Origin of the sequence: Acinetobacter sp. YH12134 (assembly GCF_013418555.1) — a bacterium.
Classification (GTDB): domain Bacteria; phylum Pseudomonadota; class Gammaproteobacteria; order Pseudomonadales; family Moraxellaceae; genus Acinetobacter; species Acinetobacter indicus.
The window spans coordinates 56185-74980 of record NZ_VPBT01000006.1; the positions used below are offsets into that span (position 1 = coordinate 56185).

The 18796-nt window shown below is 47.5% G+C and carries 17 protein-coding genes, 1 tRNA gene and 1 pseudogene; 12 read left to right on the top strand and 7 right to left on the bottom strand.

Annotated features, from left to right (window positions below; all coding sequences use genetic code 11):
• Positions 1-29 precede the first annotated feature (29 nt).
• The 6 genes from FTU69_RS05990 (at position 30) to FTU69_RS06015 (ending at position 4489) form a co-directional block, all read left to right on the top strand.
• Positions 30-614 (top strand): aminodeoxychorismate/anthranilate synthase component II, encoded by a 585-nt coding sequence (locus FTU69_RS05990; protein WP_005176479.1) that lies wholly within the window; start codon positions 30-32, stop codon positions 612-614.
• Positions 615-633: 19 nt separating this feature from the next.
• Complete coding sequence (gene trpD, locus FTU69_RS05995) at positions 634-1680, top strand: anthranilate phosphoribosyltransferase (RefSeq protein WP_016659977.1); 1047 nt, start codon at positions 634-636, stop codon at positions 1678-1680.
• 17 nt (positions 1681-1697) lie between these two features.
• Positions 1698-2504, top strand: coding sequence for an indole-3-glycerol phosphate synthase TrpC (gene trpC, locus FTU69_RS06000; protein WP_005176475.1), 807 nt, complete (start codon positions 1698-1700; stop codon positions 2502-2504).
• A 206-nt stretch (positions 2505-2710) separates the two neighbouring features.
• Positions 2711-3394 (top strand): Smr/MutS family protein, encoded by a 684-nt coding sequence (locus tag FTU69_RS06005; RefSeq protein WP_168381699.1) that lies wholly within the window; start codon positions 2711-2713, stop codon positions 3392-3394.
• Positions 3395-3487: 93 nt separating this feature from the next.
• The gene (folE, locus tag FTU69_RS06010; protein WP_005176473.1) at positions 3488-4036 is read left to right on the top strand and encodes a GTP cyclohydrolase I FolE; all 549 of its coding nucleotides are present in this window, start codon (positions 3488-3490) and stop codon (positions 4034-4036) included.
• 96 nt (positions 4037-4132) lie between these two features.
• Positions 4133-4489 carry a cupin domain-containing protein gene (locus FTU69_RS06015; protein WP_005176472.1) on the top strand — a complete coding sequence of 119 codons (357 nt, stop codon included), beginning with the start codon at positions 4133-4135 and terminating at the stop codon, positions 4487-4489.
• Between the two features lie 111 nt (positions 4490-4600).
• Here the strand turns inward: FTU69_RS06015 and FTU69_RS06020 are convergent, their stop codons facing one another.
• From FTU69_RS06020 to hemE, 5 genes are all read right to left on the bottom strand, one after another.
• Positions 4601-5962: a diguanylate cyclase gene (locus tag FTU69_RS06020; protein WP_180103603.1), complete on the bottom strand. Its 1362-nt coding sequence runs from the start codon at positions 5960-5962 to the stop codon at positions 4601-4603.
• A 133-nt stretch (positions 5963-6095) separates the two neighbouring features.
• Complete coding sequence (locus FTU69_RS06025; RefSeq protein WP_180103604.1) at positions 6096-7994, bottom strand: DUF4105 domain-containing protein; 1899 nt, start codon at positions 7992-7994, stop codon at positions 6096-6098.
• Between the two features lie 76 nt (positions 7995-8070).
• A complete protein-coding gene (locus FTU69_RS06030) occupies positions 8071-8541 on the bottom strand; it encodes a DUF3015 family protein (RefSeq protein ID WP_180103605.1) in 471 nt (156 codons plus the stop codon).
• 123 nt (positions 8542-8664) lie between these two features.
• Entirely contained in the window at positions 8665-9489 is an 825-nt protein-coding gene (locus tag FTU69_RS06035) for a DUF817 family protein (protein WP_016659970.1), read from the bottom strand.
• A gap of 28 nt (positions 9490-9517) precedes the next feature.
• Complete coding sequence (gene hemE / locus FTU69_RS06040) at positions 9518-10588, bottom strand: uroporphyrinogen decarboxylase (RefSeq protein ID WP_180103606.1); 1071 nt, start codon at positions 10586-10588, stop codon at positions 9518-9520.
• A gap of 204 nt (positions 10589-10792) precedes the next feature.
• Here hemE and FTU69_RS06045 point away from each other — a divergent pair, with 204 nt between their 5' ends.
• The 6 genes and pseudogenes from FTU69_RS06045 to FTU69_RS06070 all read left to right on the top strand — a co-directional run bounded on the left by FTU69_RS06045 (position 10793) and on the right by FTU69_RS06070 (position 17754).
• The gene (locus FTU69_RS06045) at positions 10793-12031 is read left to right on the top strand and encodes a L,D-transpeptidase (RefSeq protein ID WP_180103607.1); all 1239 of its coding nucleotides are present in this window, start codon (positions 10793-10795) and stop codon (positions 12029-12031) included.
• Between the two features lie 169 nt (positions 12032-12200).
• Positions 12201-12893, top strand: a complete 693-nt coding sequence (locus FTU69_RS06050; protein WP_180103608.1) for a pirin-like bicupin family protein — start codon at positions 12201-12203, stop codon at positions 12891-12893.
• Between the two features lie 310 nt (positions 12894-13203).
• Positions 13204-14316, top strand: a complete 1113-nt coding sequence (locus FTU69_RS06055) for an ABC transporter ATP-binding protein (protein WP_180103609.1) — start codon at positions 13204-13206, stop codon at positions 14314-14316.
• Between the two features lie 24 nt (positions 14317-14340).
• Positions 14341-15354 carry an extracellular solute-binding protein gene (locus tag FTU69_RS06060; protein WP_180103628.1) on the top strand — a complete coding sequence of 338 codons (1014 nt, stop codon included), beginning with the start codon at positions 14341-14343 and terminating at the stop codon, positions 15352-15354.
• Between the two features lie 80 nt (positions 15355-15434).
• Entirely contained in the window at positions 15435-17063 is a 1629-nt protein-coding gene (locus tag FTU69_RS06065; RefSeq protein WP_180103610.1) for an iron ABC transporter permease, read from the top strand.
• 290 nt (positions 17064-17353) lie between these two features.
• Positions 17354-17754: pseudogene (locus tag FTU69_RS06070) on the top strand (Lrp/AsnC family transcriptional regulator).
• Positions 17755-18041: 287 nt separating this feature from the next.
• On the opposite strand, the gene FTU69_RS06075 reads toward FTU69_RS06070, so the two are convergent.
• A tRNA-Ser gene (locus tag FTU69_RS06075) sits at positions 18042-18131 on the bottom strand.
• A gap of 90 nt (positions 18132-18221) precedes the next feature.
• A complete protein-coding gene (gene greB, locus FTU69_RS06080) occupies positions 18222-18716 on the bottom strand; it encodes a transcription elongation factor GreB (RefSeq protein WP_005176376.1) in 495 nt (164 codons plus the stop codon).
• Positions 18717-18796 lie beyond the last annotated feature (80 nt).

Consider the following 18796-nt stretch of genomic DNA (forward strand, 5'->3'; position numbering starts at 1 on the left):
AGGTGCATAAATTTTGACAGGTTAAGCTCATGCTTTTGATGATCGATAATTACGACAGCTTTACTTACAACATCGTCCAGTATTTTGGCGAGTTAAATCAAGAAGTTAAAGTCGTTCGCAATGACAGCGTCACATTAGAAGATATTGAGCGATGGCAACCGAAGTATTTGGTGATTGGTCCCGGTCCGTGCTCACCATCTGAAGCAGGCATTTCCATTCCAGCGATTCAGCATTTTGCCGGCAAAATCCCGTTATTGGGCGTATGTCTGGGCCATCAGAGTATTGGTCAGGCCTTTGGCGGCAACATTGTACGGGCCAAAAAAGTGATGCACGGCCGTTTATCGGATATGTATCACAGCGATCAGGGTATTTTCAGCAATTTGCCCTGCCCGTTTTCTGCGACCCGTTACCACTCGCTGGTGATTGATCAGGCGACCTTACCAGAATGTCTGGAAGTCACCTGCTGGACCAATGAAGCCGATGGTTCCATGGAAGAAATTATGGGCGTGAAACATAAGACATTGCCGGTCGAAGGCGTGCAGTTCCACCCGGAATCCATTTTGAGCCAGCATGGCCACAAAATCTTCCAGAACTTTTTAGAAATTTATGCCTAATTTGCACAAAGTGAACACCATGAATATTCAACAAGCTTTAAATCATATTACAAAACAGATTCACCTGACTCAGCCACAAATGGAAGATGTGATGCGTGCCATCATGTCGGGCGAAGCCACCGATGCGCAAATTGGCGCCCTGATGATGGGTCTGCGCCTGAAAGGTGAAAGCATTGATGAAATTACCGCAGCCGCGCGCGTGATGCGCGAGTTCGCGATTAAAATTGACGTTAGCGATATTCCGTATCTGGTCGATATTGTCGGTACCGGCGGTGATGGCCAGAACCTGTTTAACGTATCGACGGCATCCAGCTTTGTGATTGCAGCCGCTGGCGCCACCATTGCCAAACATGGTAACCGGGGCGTATCGACCAAATCAGGTTCCTCTGACCTGCTGGAACAGGCCGGAATTAACCTTGACCTGAACATGCAGCAAACTGAACGCTGTATCCGCGATATGGGCGTAGGTTTCCTGTTTGCGCCGAACCATCATAAAGCCATGAAATATGCAGTTGGCCCACGTAAAGAACTGGGTATTCGCAGTATTTTTAACCTGCTCGGCCCGCTTACGAATCCGGCCGGAGTTAAACGTTTTGTGATTGGCGTATTCTCCAGCGAACTCTGCCGCCCGATTGCTGAAGTGATGAACCAGCTGGGTGCTGAACACGTGCTGGTGGTGCATTCACGTGATGGTCTGGATGAAATCAGTCTGGCATCTGCCACGACCGTAGCAGAACTGAAAGATGGGGAAATCACCGAATGGACCATTACTCCAGAAGAAGTGGGCATTGAATCGCAAACCCTCACCGGTCTGGTGGTGGAAAACTCGGCAGAAAGTCTGGCCCTGATTAAAGATGCACTTGGCAAAAATAAATCTGAACGCGGTGAAAAAGCGGCCAACATGATTGCCCTGAATGCCGGCGCCGGGATTTATGTGTCTGGTCTGACCAAAACCTATCAACAGGGTGTGGCACTGGCGCATGACATTATTTATGGCGGTCAGGCACTGGAAAAAATGGGCGTACTGGCCGAATTTACCAAAACCTTAAAACAGTACGAAGCTTAAGACGGCAGGATAAAATCATGGTGGATATCGCAAATACCATTTTAGGTAAAATTGTTGATCGCAAACAGGAAGAGTTTGCTGCACGTCTGAAACAGCGCAGTCTGAATGATCTGGAACAACTGGCCCAGGCCGCCACACCGGTGCGCGGTTTTGCCCAAAGCTTGAAAAGCAAACGTCCGGGCGTGATTGCAGAAATAAAAAAGGCCTCGCCATCTAAAGGGATTATTCGTGAAAACTTTAATCCGGCTGAAATTGCCCAGCAATATGAAGCTGCCGGTGCTGCCTGTCTGTCTGTACTGACCGATGTCGATTTTTTCCAGGGCGCTGATGAAAATATCGCGCTGGCCCGTAACCATTGCAGCCTGCCTGCACTGCGGAAAGACTTCCTGATTGATCCTTATGGTGTGGTTGAAGCTCGTGCGCTACATGCCGACTGTATCTTGCTGATTGTAGCCTGCCTGTCAGACCAGCAACTGGAAGAAATGTCGAAAACCGCATTTGAACACAATCTGGATGTACTGGTTGAGGTGCATGACGAAGAAGAGCTGGAACGCGCTTTGCGTTTAAGTGATCGCTGTCTGCTTGGCGTGAACAACCGTAATTTAAAAACCTTTGATGTGGATTTAAACACCTCATTGCGTCTGAAAAAATTACTCGATCCAGCACGTTTACTGGTAACCGAAAGCGGTATTGCCACCCCGGCAGATGTCAAGATGATGCAGGAGCATGACATTCATGCCTTCCTGGTCGGTGAAAGCTTTATGAAACAACCGTGTCCGGATCAGGCCTTTAGCGAGCTGTTTGGTACGCCGCAAAAGGTCTAAGTCTTGGTGCAGTTCAGGAGGCAGGTTTATCCTGAACTGTGCAATTTCACTGCCCTACTTTCATAGGGCGGTCATCTTCCTATATCGCCCCATCTTAACATCTCTCATTTCAAGCCAGATGCAGCGCCAAGCTGAATCCGTTTCAGTTCAAATCAGGCGTAATTCAGACTATACTGGATTGAAATTTTATCCTCCTATTTTCGATTATGAGCAAACACGATTCTTCGCTATCGAAAGAACAGTTTAAATTACTCAAAGACTTTAAAAAGCAGATCAGTAATCCGCATCCGCGCGTAGAGCCGGCAGCGCCGGCCATCAAAACTGCCGAACAGGAACAGGCCGAAGATTTTGAGCTGTTTCAAAAAGAAATGCGTGGGGTCCAAAAAATGGATCATGGCAATATCGCGCAGGTGAACCAACCGACCAAGAAAAAGCTGGATGCCCAGACCCTGGCTAAACGCGCAGCCGCCGAAGGCCCCATGCAAACTAATGAGACCATTTTGTCGGACACGCAAGCCATGCTCAATCCGGTGGGCAGTCAGGCCAGTTTAAGCTACCGCATTGCCACCTTGCAGCATAAGGTGTTTGAAGATTTAAAAGCTGGCAATTTGCGCTGGTTTGAAGCGGTCGACCTGCATGGCTGTACCGTGGAAGAAGCCCGGGTGGCCGTGCTGCAAATTATTCAGATGGCCAAAGATGAAAATCAGAACGTGATTAAAATTGTGCATGGGAAAGGCCCGGAAGCCATTTTAAAAACCTATGTCAATGGCTGGTTACGTCAGCATCGCGATGTTCTGGCCTTTGTCAGTGCGCCGGAAAAACAGGGCGGCACCGGTGCGGTGCTGGTTCTGCTAAAACGTGCAGAAAAGAATCCAAAGTTTAAACAATAAGCGGATTTTTCCTCAAAAGCAGGCATTGTTGCGGTTTTCTGCTACAATGCCGTCCTTGTTCAATATCAGTGTAAGTGAACACGTCTTATGTCTATGCAGCAATCCTACGCAAACATTCTTACTGCCGTTGGTGAAGATTTAAATCGCCCTGGTCTCAAAGATACGCCTATGCGTGCTGCTAAAGCATTTTCGTATTTAACCTCGGGTTATAGCCAGACGTTGGCTGAAGTGACCAACAACGCCGTGTTCCCGTCTGATAACCGTGAAATGGTGCTGGTCAAAAATATCGAATTCTATTCGCTATGCGAGCATCACCTGCTGCCATTTTATGGCCGTGTGCATATTGCCTATTTACCGGAAGGCAATGTTTTGGGACTGTCTAAATTTGCCCGTATTACTGAAATGTTTGCGCGCCGTTTACAGATTCAGGAAAACCTGACCCAGCAGATTGCAGAAGCCGTGGCTGAAGTGACCAAAGCCCGCGGTGTTGCGGTGGTGATTGACTCTGCACACATGTGCATGATGATGCGTGGTGTTGGCAAGCAGGAATCGACCACACGTACCGTGTCATTTATTGGTGACTTTAAAACTGATAAAGATGCACGCCGTGAATTTTTAAGTGCCGTACCTGAAAGTTACTAAACCTAAATAATGCTGGAGCCTCGACATCTGTTGGGGCTTTTTTATGTCCTGTTTCTTATACTACCGCTGGTTTCCCTATTATTTTAAGGAATGCAAATGTCTTCAATTTATTTAGCCGGTCAGGGCCTGACCCAAAGTGAATGCAGTGTCGACTTCCCGCGTCCGGATCGTTTGGTCAAAGGCAATCCCAAACGTGATACCTATAGTGCCTATGAACATCCCAATATGAGCTGTGGCATCTGGCAGTGCGAAGTCGGCGCCTGGAATATTGTCTTTGCTGACAATAAACAGGAATTCTTTAATGTGATTGAAGGCGTGGTGCGTATTCATGACCAGCACGGACAATATATTGAAGTTACCGCCGGTCAGGCCGGAATTATTCCACCGGGTTTTGTCGGTACCTTTGAAGTGGTTGCAGCAGTGAAAAAATATTATGTGGTGGTTGAGGCCTAAAATACCGCTTGAGCTTTTTGATGTTTTGGCTGGTTTTATCTTGCTGCTTTGATATAAAAAACGCCCGACAGTTTTGGGCGTTTTTTCATGCCGGGATGAGACTTAAAAGGCTTATTTGGCCAGATAGACCTGATTACGTCCGGCATTTTTGGCGCTATATAAGGCTGCATCTGCGGCATCCAGAAAACGCTGATAATCCGGATGGCCATCATACTGCACTGCGCCAATACTCACGGTAAATTTAAAACTCTCACCTTCAGCAGAACGGATTGGGGTATCTTCAACCCGGCGACGGATGGTTTCGGCAATCATCTGGGCCCGGTTCCAGTCACTATCGACCAGCAGCAATAAAAACTCTTCCCCACCAACCCGGAAAGCATAATCACTACCCTTGCTCGATTCCAGCAGCACTTCGGCTATAAACTGCAAGGCCAGATCACCGGCGGCATGGCCATAGCGGTCATTAATCTCTTTAAAGAAATCGGCATCAATCGCCAGTAGACTTAAAGGTGAGCGGTTTTTGCGCGAGAACTGGATTTCACGAATCAGGATGGTATTTAAATAACGCCGGTTTAACAGCTGGGTCAGCGAATCATTGCCCGTGCCGATATATTCCGCCACCTGAAACAGCTGATCGACCAGATGCTGGATTTCGCGGTTTTTACAGCGAATCTGCTGAATCAGTAACAGCTTCTGCTGCTGATTGGAAGTGTCCAGCAGCTGCTGGTTCAACTGATCCACCTGATAAATCCGCTGGATAATAAACTCCACCTGCTCGGCGCTGGCAAAAGCATAGGCTGCTTTATGAATGAACCACAGGCCAAATTCAGATTTGGAAAGTGGCGGATGAAACAGCGGTGACTGATCAGAAAAGGCTTTAAACATCAGCTCATTTTCCCAGTCCAGCAGACAACCGCGCTGGCGGTCTTTTTGCACGGCCACATCCTGCATGGCAGAAAACAGACGGTAGGTGTGTTTCATATCATTATGAATTTCTACCTTGGCCTCATAAGTGCGGCACATGATTTCTGCGGCCAGGCTCAGCACCTGAGTCATATAATCGGCAGCAGCCAGTACATCGGCCTGCGGGGTTTGCAGAAAAAAGGCAAAACTTTTGCGCTGGATTTCGCGGATGCCGCGAATAATCAGCCAGGAGGGAACGCCAATACGCGCATGCACTTCCCCGACTTTCAGCTGCTTGGTGACAATGACTTTAAAATCCTGCTTGAACGGAACCGCAAAACTGTCCAGCAGCCATTGCTGCAGAGCATTTTTCAGGCGGCTACGTACCAGTTCATCGGACAGGAAATAGGAGGCTTCCTGCTCCTGCATCATCTGTCGATAAAATTCGGCCACCAGCACCGTGACATGCTGTTGAATGAACTCGAAGCTATAGCTTAAATCGGTTTCAGAAAATTGCCCGCAAATCGCCTGCCACTGCGCTGCAAGTTCCTCTATACGCTCTTGGTTCATACAACCGCCTCACACAGATGAATTACAGCGCAGATTTTAACGCAGCTGTCACATAAGACAATTCTTTTGTGAATTAAATGAATATTCACTTAATAACAATCTGGATTTTCAAGCCTGACTTCACGACTTCAGCTTAAAAGAACCAGGCATAACCAAGACTGGTCTGATGCCAGTCCTGTTGATCCTGCTGCTGATATTCCCAGCCCAGACGAATCGCATGCTGCGGATTCAGCACATATTGCAGCTGGCTGTGCAGTCTCAAATTCCATTGCTGGGTATCTTCCCAATACGGTAATTCTACTTGCAGCACGCTATTCAGCTGCGGACTCCAGATATTCTGGCAGCCCAAGGTGGGTCCGACACCCACGCGCCAGCCACGACCCAGTGCTTTACCGGCCTGTAGATGGTTTTGTAGCTGGGCATAGCAAATATGCTCACGGTCGGCACTGGCCCAGCTATAGCCCATCTGGACCTGTAAATTGGCTACACCATGCTGTTCCTGAGTGCTGAACTGACCATGCTGATCGAGCGCTTCCTGGGTCCAGCCCAGATTAAAACCCCAGGACAATGGTGTTTTAAACGGCGTAATCGGGTTATAGGAGTTCACCGCCAGCACATCGAGCTGACTCAGTTTTAGGGTTTCATCCCGATATTGCAGCGCACCCTGTAAAAATAGCAATTGAGTCCCGGTACGAAAACCACCTTGCGGATCGAGCAGATCATGATAGGCTTGCCGATGGCCCAGTTCGATAAAGGATTGTCCCTGCACTTCACCAGTGCTTAACGTCAGATTACGCGCATGATGGCCCTGGCTTGGATCAACGTTTGGGACGTCCGGCGCGCGGCGCTGCTTGTCGACCTGAAGCTGGCTTCGCAGGCTGAGTAATTGGCGTAAACGTGGCTGGGCAAAACCGGTTTCGACCTTGCGGGCTAAAAACTGCAGGTACAGATCATCGTAGGCCATTTCCAGTATTTTGGCCTGCTCTAATGCGGTATAAGGCTGCAATAACGTATTTAAATCGGTAGATTCGGCAAAAGCCAGCTGATGTGCCGCTTGCGCCAGGTCTGTACCATGCTGGCGGGCTTGAGCCAGTAATTGGGTTTCCAGCGCCGGGCGATACACGGTGTCTTTGACCAGATCTGAATCTGCCAGCGCCTTGATGGTTTCAACCGGAATCGACGCCACTTTAAACTGTTGCTGTAAATTCAGCTCTGGACGGACCAGATCAATCAGGCCCAATAAACGATAGGCACAGTTATCACTGACAAAATAATAGGGAAAGCTGACGTGCTTCATTTCCCAGATATGTTCCACCAGAAAACGGGTTTCATCCGGGCTTAAATCCAGCTCGTATTCCCATAAATCGCGGCTTTCCAGATCACCATATTCCTTAACCTTGCGGTAATACGGCATGAGGGAATATTCACCCGGATACTGTCCGGTCAGACCTTTCCAGGCATAGGACCAGCTTTGCTCACCCGGCACTGTGGCCGCATAATTCACCGCATAGGAAATCAGGTTCAGTTCCTGCTGATCTTTCGGGTCCAGTCGCAGCAAGGTATGCCCGAACATGGAGCTGGGATTGCCCATAAAATCGGTGGCATAAATTAAAGTGGTTTTGTACGGACGAATCTGGCCAATCCATTCATCCAGTTCCGGACAGGCCACGGCAGCCAGTTCCGTCTGTGGAATATTCAGTTGTTGCACCAGCCAGCGGCTACGTGCCGGAAAACGGCATTGTACCGATTGATTTGGCTCGGCCTGCTGAAACAGCGCTGCAATATGCGCCTGTAATTCCTGATTTAAATCGGGTGTTTTGGCCTCTGTTAAAAAATAGCCGGCATAGCTGACAGTACTCTGCCCGGAAGTATTGGCATACATTAAGCGTTGCCAGGTATTTTGCTGTGCCAGTTGCTGCTGTTCAGCACGCTGGATATACAACTGTGCCGGCGTTGAAGATTCAGGAGAAGACGTCGCGGCATACGCCACAGGAGATAACAAAGCAGCACATACAAAAGCAAGAGGTTTCATTCAGCAGATCAATTCTAATTCGGTTCTTATATAGAGAAAAACCCTGCCAGAAGACAGGGTTTTATGGGATGCTTAATTAGACGTAGGCTTTTAAGATGTCGTCTTGTGCCATCACTGACTGTAAAGAAGCCAGCACTTCAACAGAAGTCTGGTTGTCAGCTGAATAAATTTCAGAGAAGTTTTGTTTGGTCACTGCAAAGAAACGTGCTTTGTCTTCTGCTTTAATGCTCAGTAATTCAGCCAGTACGTTCAGGCTTTCACCCTCGCCTACAGCCATATCACGCGCCAGCGTTTCGGCATTTTCATTGGTAAATGTCACCACTTGCGCAGTTACAGTACCAGTACCGCTACAGCCTAAAGTACCGAAGGTAATACCGAACAACTGGTTTGCAAAAATACCATTGGTTGTAGCAGCTAAAATTTTAGGCACTTTACCAGACTGACCTGCCCAAACTTGAGAACCAATACCACAGCCGGCATCAGCGTCTGCAAATGCTGCTGTTGAACCTACTGCCAATACTGCTGCCAAAGCTAATTTTTTTAACATAAAAGTCTCCAGAATTTATTATCTGAGTTTGTTATTGTTTCACAATGTGTAATTTTTATTACACTGTTTAAAGATAACGCATCCGCCAGCGAACACAAAACACTTTATACCAAAGTGGAAAAATTATTTTTCTGTATCCTTTAAGTGCGCAGGTTTCAGTTGCCAGATGCCATTTGGCTGACGATCACCCAGAATTTTCAAGACCAGCACCAGACTCAGCAATAACAGCAGATACCAGGACCCCAACTTGCCCCAGCCAACCATATGCCAGCTGTCGACCTGACTTGGATACAGCCAGATCTGGTAAAAGGTGCTGATATTTTCTGCAATCCAGATAATAAAGGCCAGTAACAACAAGACCGGTAACATCGGCAGCTGCATCCGGTGATGCTGCAATTCAAACTGGATACGGGTTTTCCAGAATATCAGTACGCTCCAGGCAAACAGCACATAGCGGATATCCGGCACAAAAAACTTGCTCATAAAATTAATATAAGACAGCACCGCCAGACTCAGCATATTGGCAAAACCCGGCAAGCGAGTAAAAGATACCCGATACAAACGCAAGGACCGGGCAAAGAAACTGCCGACGGCCGAATACATAAACCCGGCAAACAGTGGTACGGTCATAATTTTAAAAACGGCCGGCTGCGGATACTGCCAGGACGCAATCGCCGGATGGGTCAGAAAAATTTCCATGATCATCGCCAGCAGATGAAACAGCGCAATGACTTTGGCCTCGGCCCAGGATTCTAGCTTGAGATACAGCAGTAAAATCTGGATAAGGACCGCATAAAACAGCAAATAGTCATAACGGAAAAAACCGTAATAGTCCTGGCTACCCAGACTGGCGGTAAAAGCAAAAGCAATCAGCAATAAAATTCCAAATAAGGCAGCCGAAGCTGCCTTATAAGTGAATTCAAAACCTGATTTTAAAATTGTGATCAAGGCTGAATCCTAATATTGTTGCATCTTCTTAAAGGTACTTGGCACTGTATTCATGCACCGTATCAATAAAGACTTTCGGATTGGCCGGATCCACCCATTGGGTAATGCCATGTCCAAGGTTGGCAATATAGCCAGTTTTTTCACCATGCGCATAGGCATCATCCAGCATGGCTTTGGTCGCCTTGGCAATTGAGTCCGGGCTTCCATATAACGTGGCTGGATCCAGGTTGCCCTGTAAGGCAGCACGGCCATTCACGGTTTGGCGCGCCACATTTAATGGCGTGGTCCAGTCCAGACCAAAGGCATCGGCACCGGTGGCCACCATTGGCTCCAGCCATTGACCGCCGCCTTTGGTAAATAGAATGACCGGAATTTTACGGCCATCTTTTTCACGTTGCAGACCCGCTACAATCTTTTGCATATAGTTCAGCGAGAACTCGATATATTCACGATGCGCCAGTGCCCCGCCCCAGCTGTCAAAAATCTGTAACGCTTGTGCGCCAGCATCAATTTGCGCATTCAAATAGTCAATCACGGCGACTGCCAGACGGTCGAGCAAGGCATGCAGCACTTCCGGCTGGGCATACATCATCTGCTTGGTAAAGCGGAAATCCTTGCTTGAACCACCTTCAACCATATAAGTCGCCAGCGTCCACGGACTGCCAGAAAAACCAATTAACGGCACCTGTCCGCCCAGAGCCGAACGAATGGTCGATACCGCATTCATGACATAGTCCAGATCTGACTTGGCATTAAAATTCGGCAGATTGGCGACATCCTGCTCGGTACGCACGGTTTTATGAAACTTCGGACCTTCACCAGCTTCAAAGTACAAACCTAAGCCCAAAGCATCCGGTACGGTTAAAATATCGGAGAATAGAATGGCTGCATCCAGCTCATAACGGCGCAAAGGCTGTAAGGTCACTTCACAGGCAAATTCGGTATTTTTGCACAAGGAAAGAAAATCTCCGGCCTTGGCACGGGTTTCACGATACTCAGGCAGATAACGTCCTGCTTGACGCATCATCCATACCGGCGTGGTATCTACGGGTTCACGCAACAAGGCACGTAGAAAACGATCATTTTTTAAGGCCGTCATTTACTTTCCTAACTTCGACTGAATCTTGCCTCTATCATATCAAAAAGGCAGAAATTTTAATAACTTCTTTAGTCCTTTAAAAATGCCGGACTGTAAAAGATAAAAGTGATATTTACACAAAACAGATACTGCATCTCCTCATTTTTTCTGTAATACTTGTGTAGTTTTTAAAATGTAAATGAATAATTCTTAAGGTTGACTTACATGTTCGTTCGCACAGTACTCGCAATGAGTTTAAGTTGCATGTTTGCTGGTACAGCCCTGGCTGCAACCACTGCTGAACAGCCGTTGAATCCTCAATTGATTAGCGATACAGCGGTTGAAGATCCGATTGATCCGCTTGCAACAGACGCATCAGCGGCAGTCGTACCTTCAGAAGTTGAAACGCAGATTACGCAACAAGAAGAACAAGATTTGAACAAGGCTTCAGCGACCCTTGAAGACCTGCAAAATGCCGAAGATACCCAGGCTGATATCGGCAGCGCACCGACAACTGCTGCGCCTGCAACGACTTCAGCCAGGACAGCGCCAGCCAAAGCCTCCTGGACTTTAGATGGCCTGAACAATGCCAGCTGGTATGAAAATATTGGCAAAGGCCAGTTCCCGGTCTATGCGCGCGCGCATGTGATGCTCAATAATGCTCATGCTTCTCCGGGTGCGATTGATGGAACCAGCGGTAAAAATACCCTGAAAGCGATTGCCTCTTTCCAGCAGATGAACGGGATTAAACCGACCGGTGTGCTGACGCAGGAAACCTGGGATGCTTTAATTGCCCGTCAGGGTTCAAAACCGGCTTTCGTGGAATACACCATTACTGAAGATGACCTGAAAGGTCCGTATGTGAAATCAATTCCGGGCGATTATGCACTGCAAGCCAAAATGAAAGGCCTGCACTACACCAGTGTCACTGAAATGCTGGGTGAAAAGTTCCATATGGATGAAAACTTCCTGAAAAAGCTCAATCCAAATGCCAACTTTAACAAAGCCGGTCAAAAACTGATTGTGGCCAATGTGCGTAATGACCTGCCGGAAGATATCCACCTGATTGTGGCGCACAAAGGCGCTAAGCAGCTGTATCTATTTAACAGCCGCAACCAGATGATCGCATCATTCCCGGCCAGTATTGGGAATACCAACACCCCTTCACCAACCGGGACTTATAAAGTGACTGGTGTGGCACCAAACCCGTGGTACAGCTACTCGCCAAGTAACTTTATCCAGGGCAAAAACATGAAGCCACTGTCCTTACCACCAGGTCCAAACGGTCCAGTGGGGAATATCTGGATTGGTCTGAGCAAAAAATCCTTTGGTATTCACGGTACGCCAAACCCGTCGATGATTTCTAAATCCTATTCGCATGGCTGTATCCGTCTGACCAACTGGGATGCCAACGACCTGGGCCGTAAAGTCCGTTCAGGGGTTACGGTTAAATTCCTCGAATAATCTGCTTATACCCCATAAAAAGCCTGCCGATGCAGGCTTTTTTGATTACGGAGGTTTGAATCTATGACGTTGCGAATCTGGAACGATATGTTGCATTCCATGCCTAGAACAGGCACCAGGTAAAACACTAAGATAGCCTCAAGCTCAAAAAGAATTAGAGGATTATCTGATGAACGCCTACTTACATCGTAGTGAAGAACGTGGTCATGTTAAAGCCGGCTGGTTAGACACCAAACACAGCTTTTCATTTGGCAGCTGGTACAACCCGAAATACATGGGTGTGAGTGTGCTTCGTGTGATTAATGATGACCGGATTGCTGCCCACAATGGTTTTGGTACCCATCCGCATGACAACATGGAAATTTTAACCTGTGTACTGGATGGCACCATTTCACATAAAGACAGCATGGGCAATGAACGGCATATCAGTGCGGGTGAATGGCAGCTGATGAGCGCCGGAACCGGGGTTCAGCACAGTGAAATCAACCAGGGCGATGTACCAGTGCATATGCTGCAAATCTGGATTCATCCAAATGTGCGTGATGCAGAGCCAAATTATCAGCAAATTAAACTCGACCCACGTGAACAGCCGAACCAATGGCACCTGATTGTTGGCCCAACCGAACAGGCACCCATGCATATTCGCCAGCAGGCTGAAGTGAAAACCGCGGTACTTGAAGCCGGCCAAAGCCTAAACGTACAGGCGACCCAGCAGCTCAACTATGTGCATGTGATTCGTGGTGAAGTACAGATTGGTGAACATACAGTTAAAGCTGGTGATGCACTTTTATTTGCAGAACATGCGGATATTCAGGCAGCCGAAGAAAGCCAGATGATCTGGTTTGACTTACCGGGCAAATAAACCCGTCCTTCTCTCCCAAAGGTCATGATGATTTTGACCCAATAGCCGCTCCATTGAGCGGCTATTTTTATGTCTTCAAGCTGGCCTTGATTGACTTTTACCTAAGTGTGAACAGCCTGTTTAAGCTGAACCCTTTGCAGCAACTCAAATACCATTTATGAAAATAAATTGAAGAAAATCGGCCGATTGCCTATAACCCGCTAAAACTCTCAAAAGCTGAAACTATTTACATTCTCATTGGTAAAAACACTCCACATGAGAAAAATTCTCAGTTATGATAACTGCATAAAAATCATCCTGTGAATTGACCATGAATGCTTATACTGCAGCTCAGGCCAATGTCTTGACCATTCGGCAACTGAGCAAACAATTCGGCTCGCGTTTTGCGGTGCATCAGGCCAGCTGGTCTGCACAGCGCGGACAGATTCTCTGCCTGCTGGGCCATTCTGGCTGTGGCAAAACCACCATGCTTCGTCTGATTGCCGGATTAGAAACCCCAAGCAGTGGCTCAATCCAGCTTGAACAGCAAATCCTGTGGAATGAACAGCAACAGATTCCAGCCGAAGCGCGCAATATTGGTCTGGTGTTTCAGGACTATGCCCTGTTTCCGCATTTAAGCGTACTGGACAATGTCATGTTTGGCCTGAAAAAACTGCCCAAAGCACAGCGTCGGGCGGTGGCCGAGCAGGCGCTACAGCATGTTTCGATGCAGCATCATCTGCACAGCTATCCTTATACCCTGTCTGGTGGCGAGCAGCAGCGCGTGGCCCTGGCCCGTGCCCTGGCACCTAAACCGCAGGTGCTTTTGATGGATGAACCTTTTTCCAATCTCGATCATCGCCTGCGCGACCAGATCCGGCAAAATACCATCGAGATTCTGAAGCAGACTGGCACCACTACAGTCATTGTCACCCATGATCCGGAAGAGGCGCTGCAAATTGCCGATCAGATTATTTTGATGCATCAGGGCGAAATTATTCAGATCGGTACGCCGAAAGCCCTATACCGACAGCCAGCCACCTTATTTGCCGCCCGTTATTTTTCTGCCCTGAATGAAATTCCGGCGCAGCGTGTCGCGCAGCAATTACAGACCTGTTTTGGCGCACATCCCATCAGTGAAGCGCTGGCGCATCACCAAGAGCCAATCCGCTGCTGTTTCCGTCCACATCAGGTGCAGGTGTTTAGCCAGCCGACTACCGGTACAATCCCGGCGACCGTGCTGTCCTCCAGCTTTATGGGGCATGCCGAACAGCTACGCCTGCAACTGGACCCCGAGACTATTATTCTGGCGCAGGTCAGCCCGGCACACACCGCTTATCAGGAACAGGTCTATGTGAGCCTCGATCTGCAGCAGTGTTTTTTCTTCGTCCAAGATTCACAGCCGGCAGCCACCACCACGACTGAAGTGGCCAATACTTTTTAAATTGACAATAAGGAATGAAAAATGATGAAAGTAACAATCAAAATTCCACTGCTGGCCAGCGGCCTGCTGGCGCTGAGCGGTCTGGCGCAAGCCGCGCAGATAAACCTGTATACCACGCGTGAACCGGTGCTGATTCAGCCCTTATTAAAAGAATTTACCGAAAGCAGCGGCATTAAGGTCAATACCGTGTTTATTAAAGATGGCCTGCTGGAGCGAGTGAAAGCTGAAGGACGCCGTTCACCGGCCGATGTGATGCTGACCGTCGATTTTGGCAATCTGGTGGATCTGGTCGAAGCAGATCTCACCCAGCGCGTGAATTCCAAAGTATTAAATAATGCCATTCCGGCCAATTTACGTGCAGCCAATGGTCACTGGTATGCCCTGTCAATGCGTGCCCGTGCAGTCTATGCCTCCAAAGAACGTACCCCACTGAACGCCATTCATTATGAAGATCTGGCCAATCCGCAATGGAAAGGCAAAATCTGTATCCGTTCGGGCAGCCATCCCTACAATACCGCGTTAATTGCCGCCTATATTGCCCATCATGGTGAAAAAGCGGCAGAAACCTGGTTACGTGGAGTTAAAGCCAATCTGGCACGTCCGGCCAGTGGCGGTGACCGCGATGTGGCGCGCGATATTCTGGGTAAAATCTGTGATATTGGTGTGGCCAATACCTATTATGTGGGCACCATGCGCAATGGCAATGCTGAACAGCAGCGCTGGGGCAATGCCATTAATGTGGTGTTACCGCGCTTTAAAAATGGCGGCACCCATGTCAATGTTTCAGGTGCAGTTGTAGCCAAACATGCGCCAAATCGCAAAGAAGCGGTACAGTTACTGGAGTTCCTGGCCTCAGATCAGGCTCAGGCCATGTATGCACAAAGTGGTTATGAATATCCCGTCAAACCAGGCGTGAAGATTGATCCGATTATCGCCAGTTTCGGCAAGTTAGATATTGATTCACTGCGTTTAAGTGAGATTGCTCGCCATCGTAAGGCAGCCAATCTGCTGGTTGATAAAGTCCAGTTTAATCACTAAACCTGAATCATCAGATAGCGCGGGCAGACTGCTGCTCGTGCTATCAGTCTTGTGTCCATGTCCAGCCTGTTGATCCCCCGATGACCCAGAAAAAATCTCCTGTAACTGCACTTTTTTCACTCAGTGGCCTGTTTACCCTGCTGGCCTGTCTGCCTGTGCTGGCTTTGCTCTGGACGGCCTTACAGGGCAATAGCGAGATTTGGGACCATCTGCTGCAATATGTGATTCCTCCCACCCTGATTGAAACCGGCCTGTTGCTGTTTGGTGTCGGGATTCTGACGATTCTGATTGGTACCGGCAGTGCCTGGCTGGTCACGGCCTATCAATTCCGTGGCCGTGGTTTTCTGGACTGGGCACTGTTACTGCCCTTGGCCGTACCGACCTATATTATTGCCTATAGCTATATTGATATTTTGCATCCGATTGGTCCTGTGCAGACCCTGCTGCGGGACTGGCTTCAGCTAGAAATGCAGCAGCTCTGGTTTCCGAATATCCGCTCGCTCTGGGGCGCGATTTTTCTGCTTAGTTTTGTGCTGTATCCCTATGTCTATTTAAGCACCCGTGCCATGTTCCTGATGCAGTCAGCCAGCCTGATTGAAGTAGCGCGCAGTCTGGGATTAAAACCGGAACAGGTATTTTTCCGGGTTGCGATTCCGCTGGCTCGCCCGGCCATTGCGGTTGGTGCCAGTCTGGCCCTGATGGAAACCATCAATGATATTGGTGCCACCGAATTTCTGGGCATTAAAACCCTGACCCTGTCAATTTATTCGACCTGGACCAACCAGTCCGATCTGGCCAGTGCCGCCCAGATTGCAATTTTTATGTTGCTGATCATTAGCCTGCTGGTACTGGTAGAACGGCTGGGGCGACGCAAACAGCGCTATATGAACTCGGCCCAGCGTAGCCGGCTGATGCCCGCCCAGCCAGTGACCGGCGCCAAAGCCTGGCTGCTATTCGGCCTAGGGCTGATTCCGGTGATTATTGGTTTTCTAATTCCGATCAGTCATTTACTGGTCGAATCTTATCAGCGTTTACAATATGCCGGTTTCTCTGAATATCTGCTGCAAGCCTCAATCAATACGCTTACCTTAGCCAGTATTGCCACTTTTGTGACCATGCTGATTGGCTTTATGATTGTGAGTACCGCACGGTTTAGCCGAAGCAGCTGGCTAAGCCGGGTTGCCAGTTTGGGCTATGCCATTCCGGGCACCGTACTGGCCATTGGCCTGATGCTGTCTTTGGGCGCGATTGATCACGCCGTAGCGGATTTTCTGGAATTCCAGCTTGGTCTGGATACCGGCCTGCTGTTTTTAGGCACCAGTTTCACCTTAATTTACGCCTATGCGGTACGCTTTCTAGCCATTTCAATTGGCGGGATTGAATCGGGGTATAACCGGATTCATGGCATTTTTGATGATGCCGCACGTAATCTGGGCCAGAGCAAAGGCGGGATTCTGACCCGTATCCATTTGCCTTTATTACGTCCTGCACTGATTTCAGCAGCCTTACTGATTTTTGTGGATTGTATGAAAGAGCTGCCGGCCACATTGTTGCTACGTCCGCTGAATATGGAAACCCTGGCCACGCAGTTATATGCCGAAGCCTCACGTGGTACCTATGAAGAAGGCGCAATTGCAGCCTTATTGATTGTTCTGGTCGGACTGATTCCAGTGATTTTACTGGCACGGTTGGGGAAAACTGTACGTTAATTTGAACTAGATGAACTGGCTAAACTCTGCTTCAACATTGAGTGCAAGTTTAGCCTTCTCTCTTTTTATAGTGAAAATCGTTTAAAGAGAATAGCCTTATAAAATAGAGATACACTTTTGATTTTCAATAAGCTTGGGATAAAGAATTTTATTCAGAAATAGTTTAGGCAGATAGTGCTTAGAATATTATCCTTAAATCCAATTATTTTTTTTATTATTCAATAATAACTAAGAATCAAGAATTAAAAACCAATTATTCATCCGTTTAAAAAAATAAAACGGACAATAAAATACTTGGATTGTTAAGAGAAAATGCACGTATCTCAATTACAGAAATTGCGCAGAAAACCCGAAATTCCCGGGCCACGGTTCAAAAGCGAATCGAGTACATGGAAGCGACTAGCATCATTACCGGCTATACGGTACGCATTAAACCGAACCTGAATCCACAGCTTATTCAGGCCTGGAGAGTATTATGGTGGAAGGCAACAAGGCACAGGCCGTCATCAAGGAGCTACGTCTCGATCCGGCTATTCAGACCTTACATACGACGAATGGCAAATGGGATTTACTGGTAGAAATCCAGTCCGACAATTTGGTGAATTTTGATTTAATTTTAAGTCGGATCAGAAGTATTTCAGGGATTTATAACAGTGAAACCAATATATTACTGTCAACCTATAAAATTTAAATAATTGATTTTAATCTTCATCTGTCGCATATACATTGCGACAGGTGAAAGATTATCGATGATTATTTTATAGAAAAGCAATCTATATAAATATTCGTTTTTCATATTTTATGGATTTTTATTTTTAGATATTCGAAGCAAAATAATATATCTTAAAGGTATTTATATAATACCTATAAAATATGTTTAGCTCTCCTCTTTAAAATAAATCAGCTCCATATAAAGAATATAAAAATAAAACGGAGCGCAATAAAAAAAGCCCTGACAATGTCAGGGCTTTTTGAATTTGGCGGAAGCGGTGAGATTCGAACTCACGGAGGACTCACACCCTCGTCGGTTTTCAAGACCGGTGCATTAAACCACTCTGCCACGCTTCCAATGGCGGCTATCATATAAAGAAAATTTTAACTTGGCAAATATTTTTCCAGGTTTTCGCAACCGACTGTACAAAATAAAATCAAAATCGTTTAATTTGCTGAATTTTCAAACTTTTCATAGCGAATGTCGACAATATACCAGTGTTTTGCACCTGATGGCGTCTGCACTACTGCTTCATCATCCACACTTTTGCCCAGCAAGGCGCGCGCCATTGGCGAGTCAATTGAAATATGTTGTGGATGATGATCATAAATTTCATCAACCCCGACAATTCTTAGGGTTTTCTGCTCGCCATCATCATTTTCAATATCGACCCAAGCGCCAAAATAGACCTTGCCCTCCTGTTCAGGTGAAAAATCAATAATTCGCAGCTCTTCCAGCCGCTTGCCGAGGTAACGTACCCGACGGTCAATCTTGCGCAGCAGCTGCTTGTTATATTGGTAATCGGCGTTCTCCGAACGATCGCCGAGACTGGCCGCCCAGTTCACTTTTTTGGTAATTTCAGGGCGTTCTTCATGCCACAAATGCTGAAGTTCCGCGACCAGTTTGTCATGTCCACCACGGGTAATTAAGCTCGATTTCATGGCCTTTAACAGCAGAAAAATATGCCTGTAGCTTACCAAAAACTGCTGCCTTCTCCCCAATTACTCCACTTTTAAAGTTT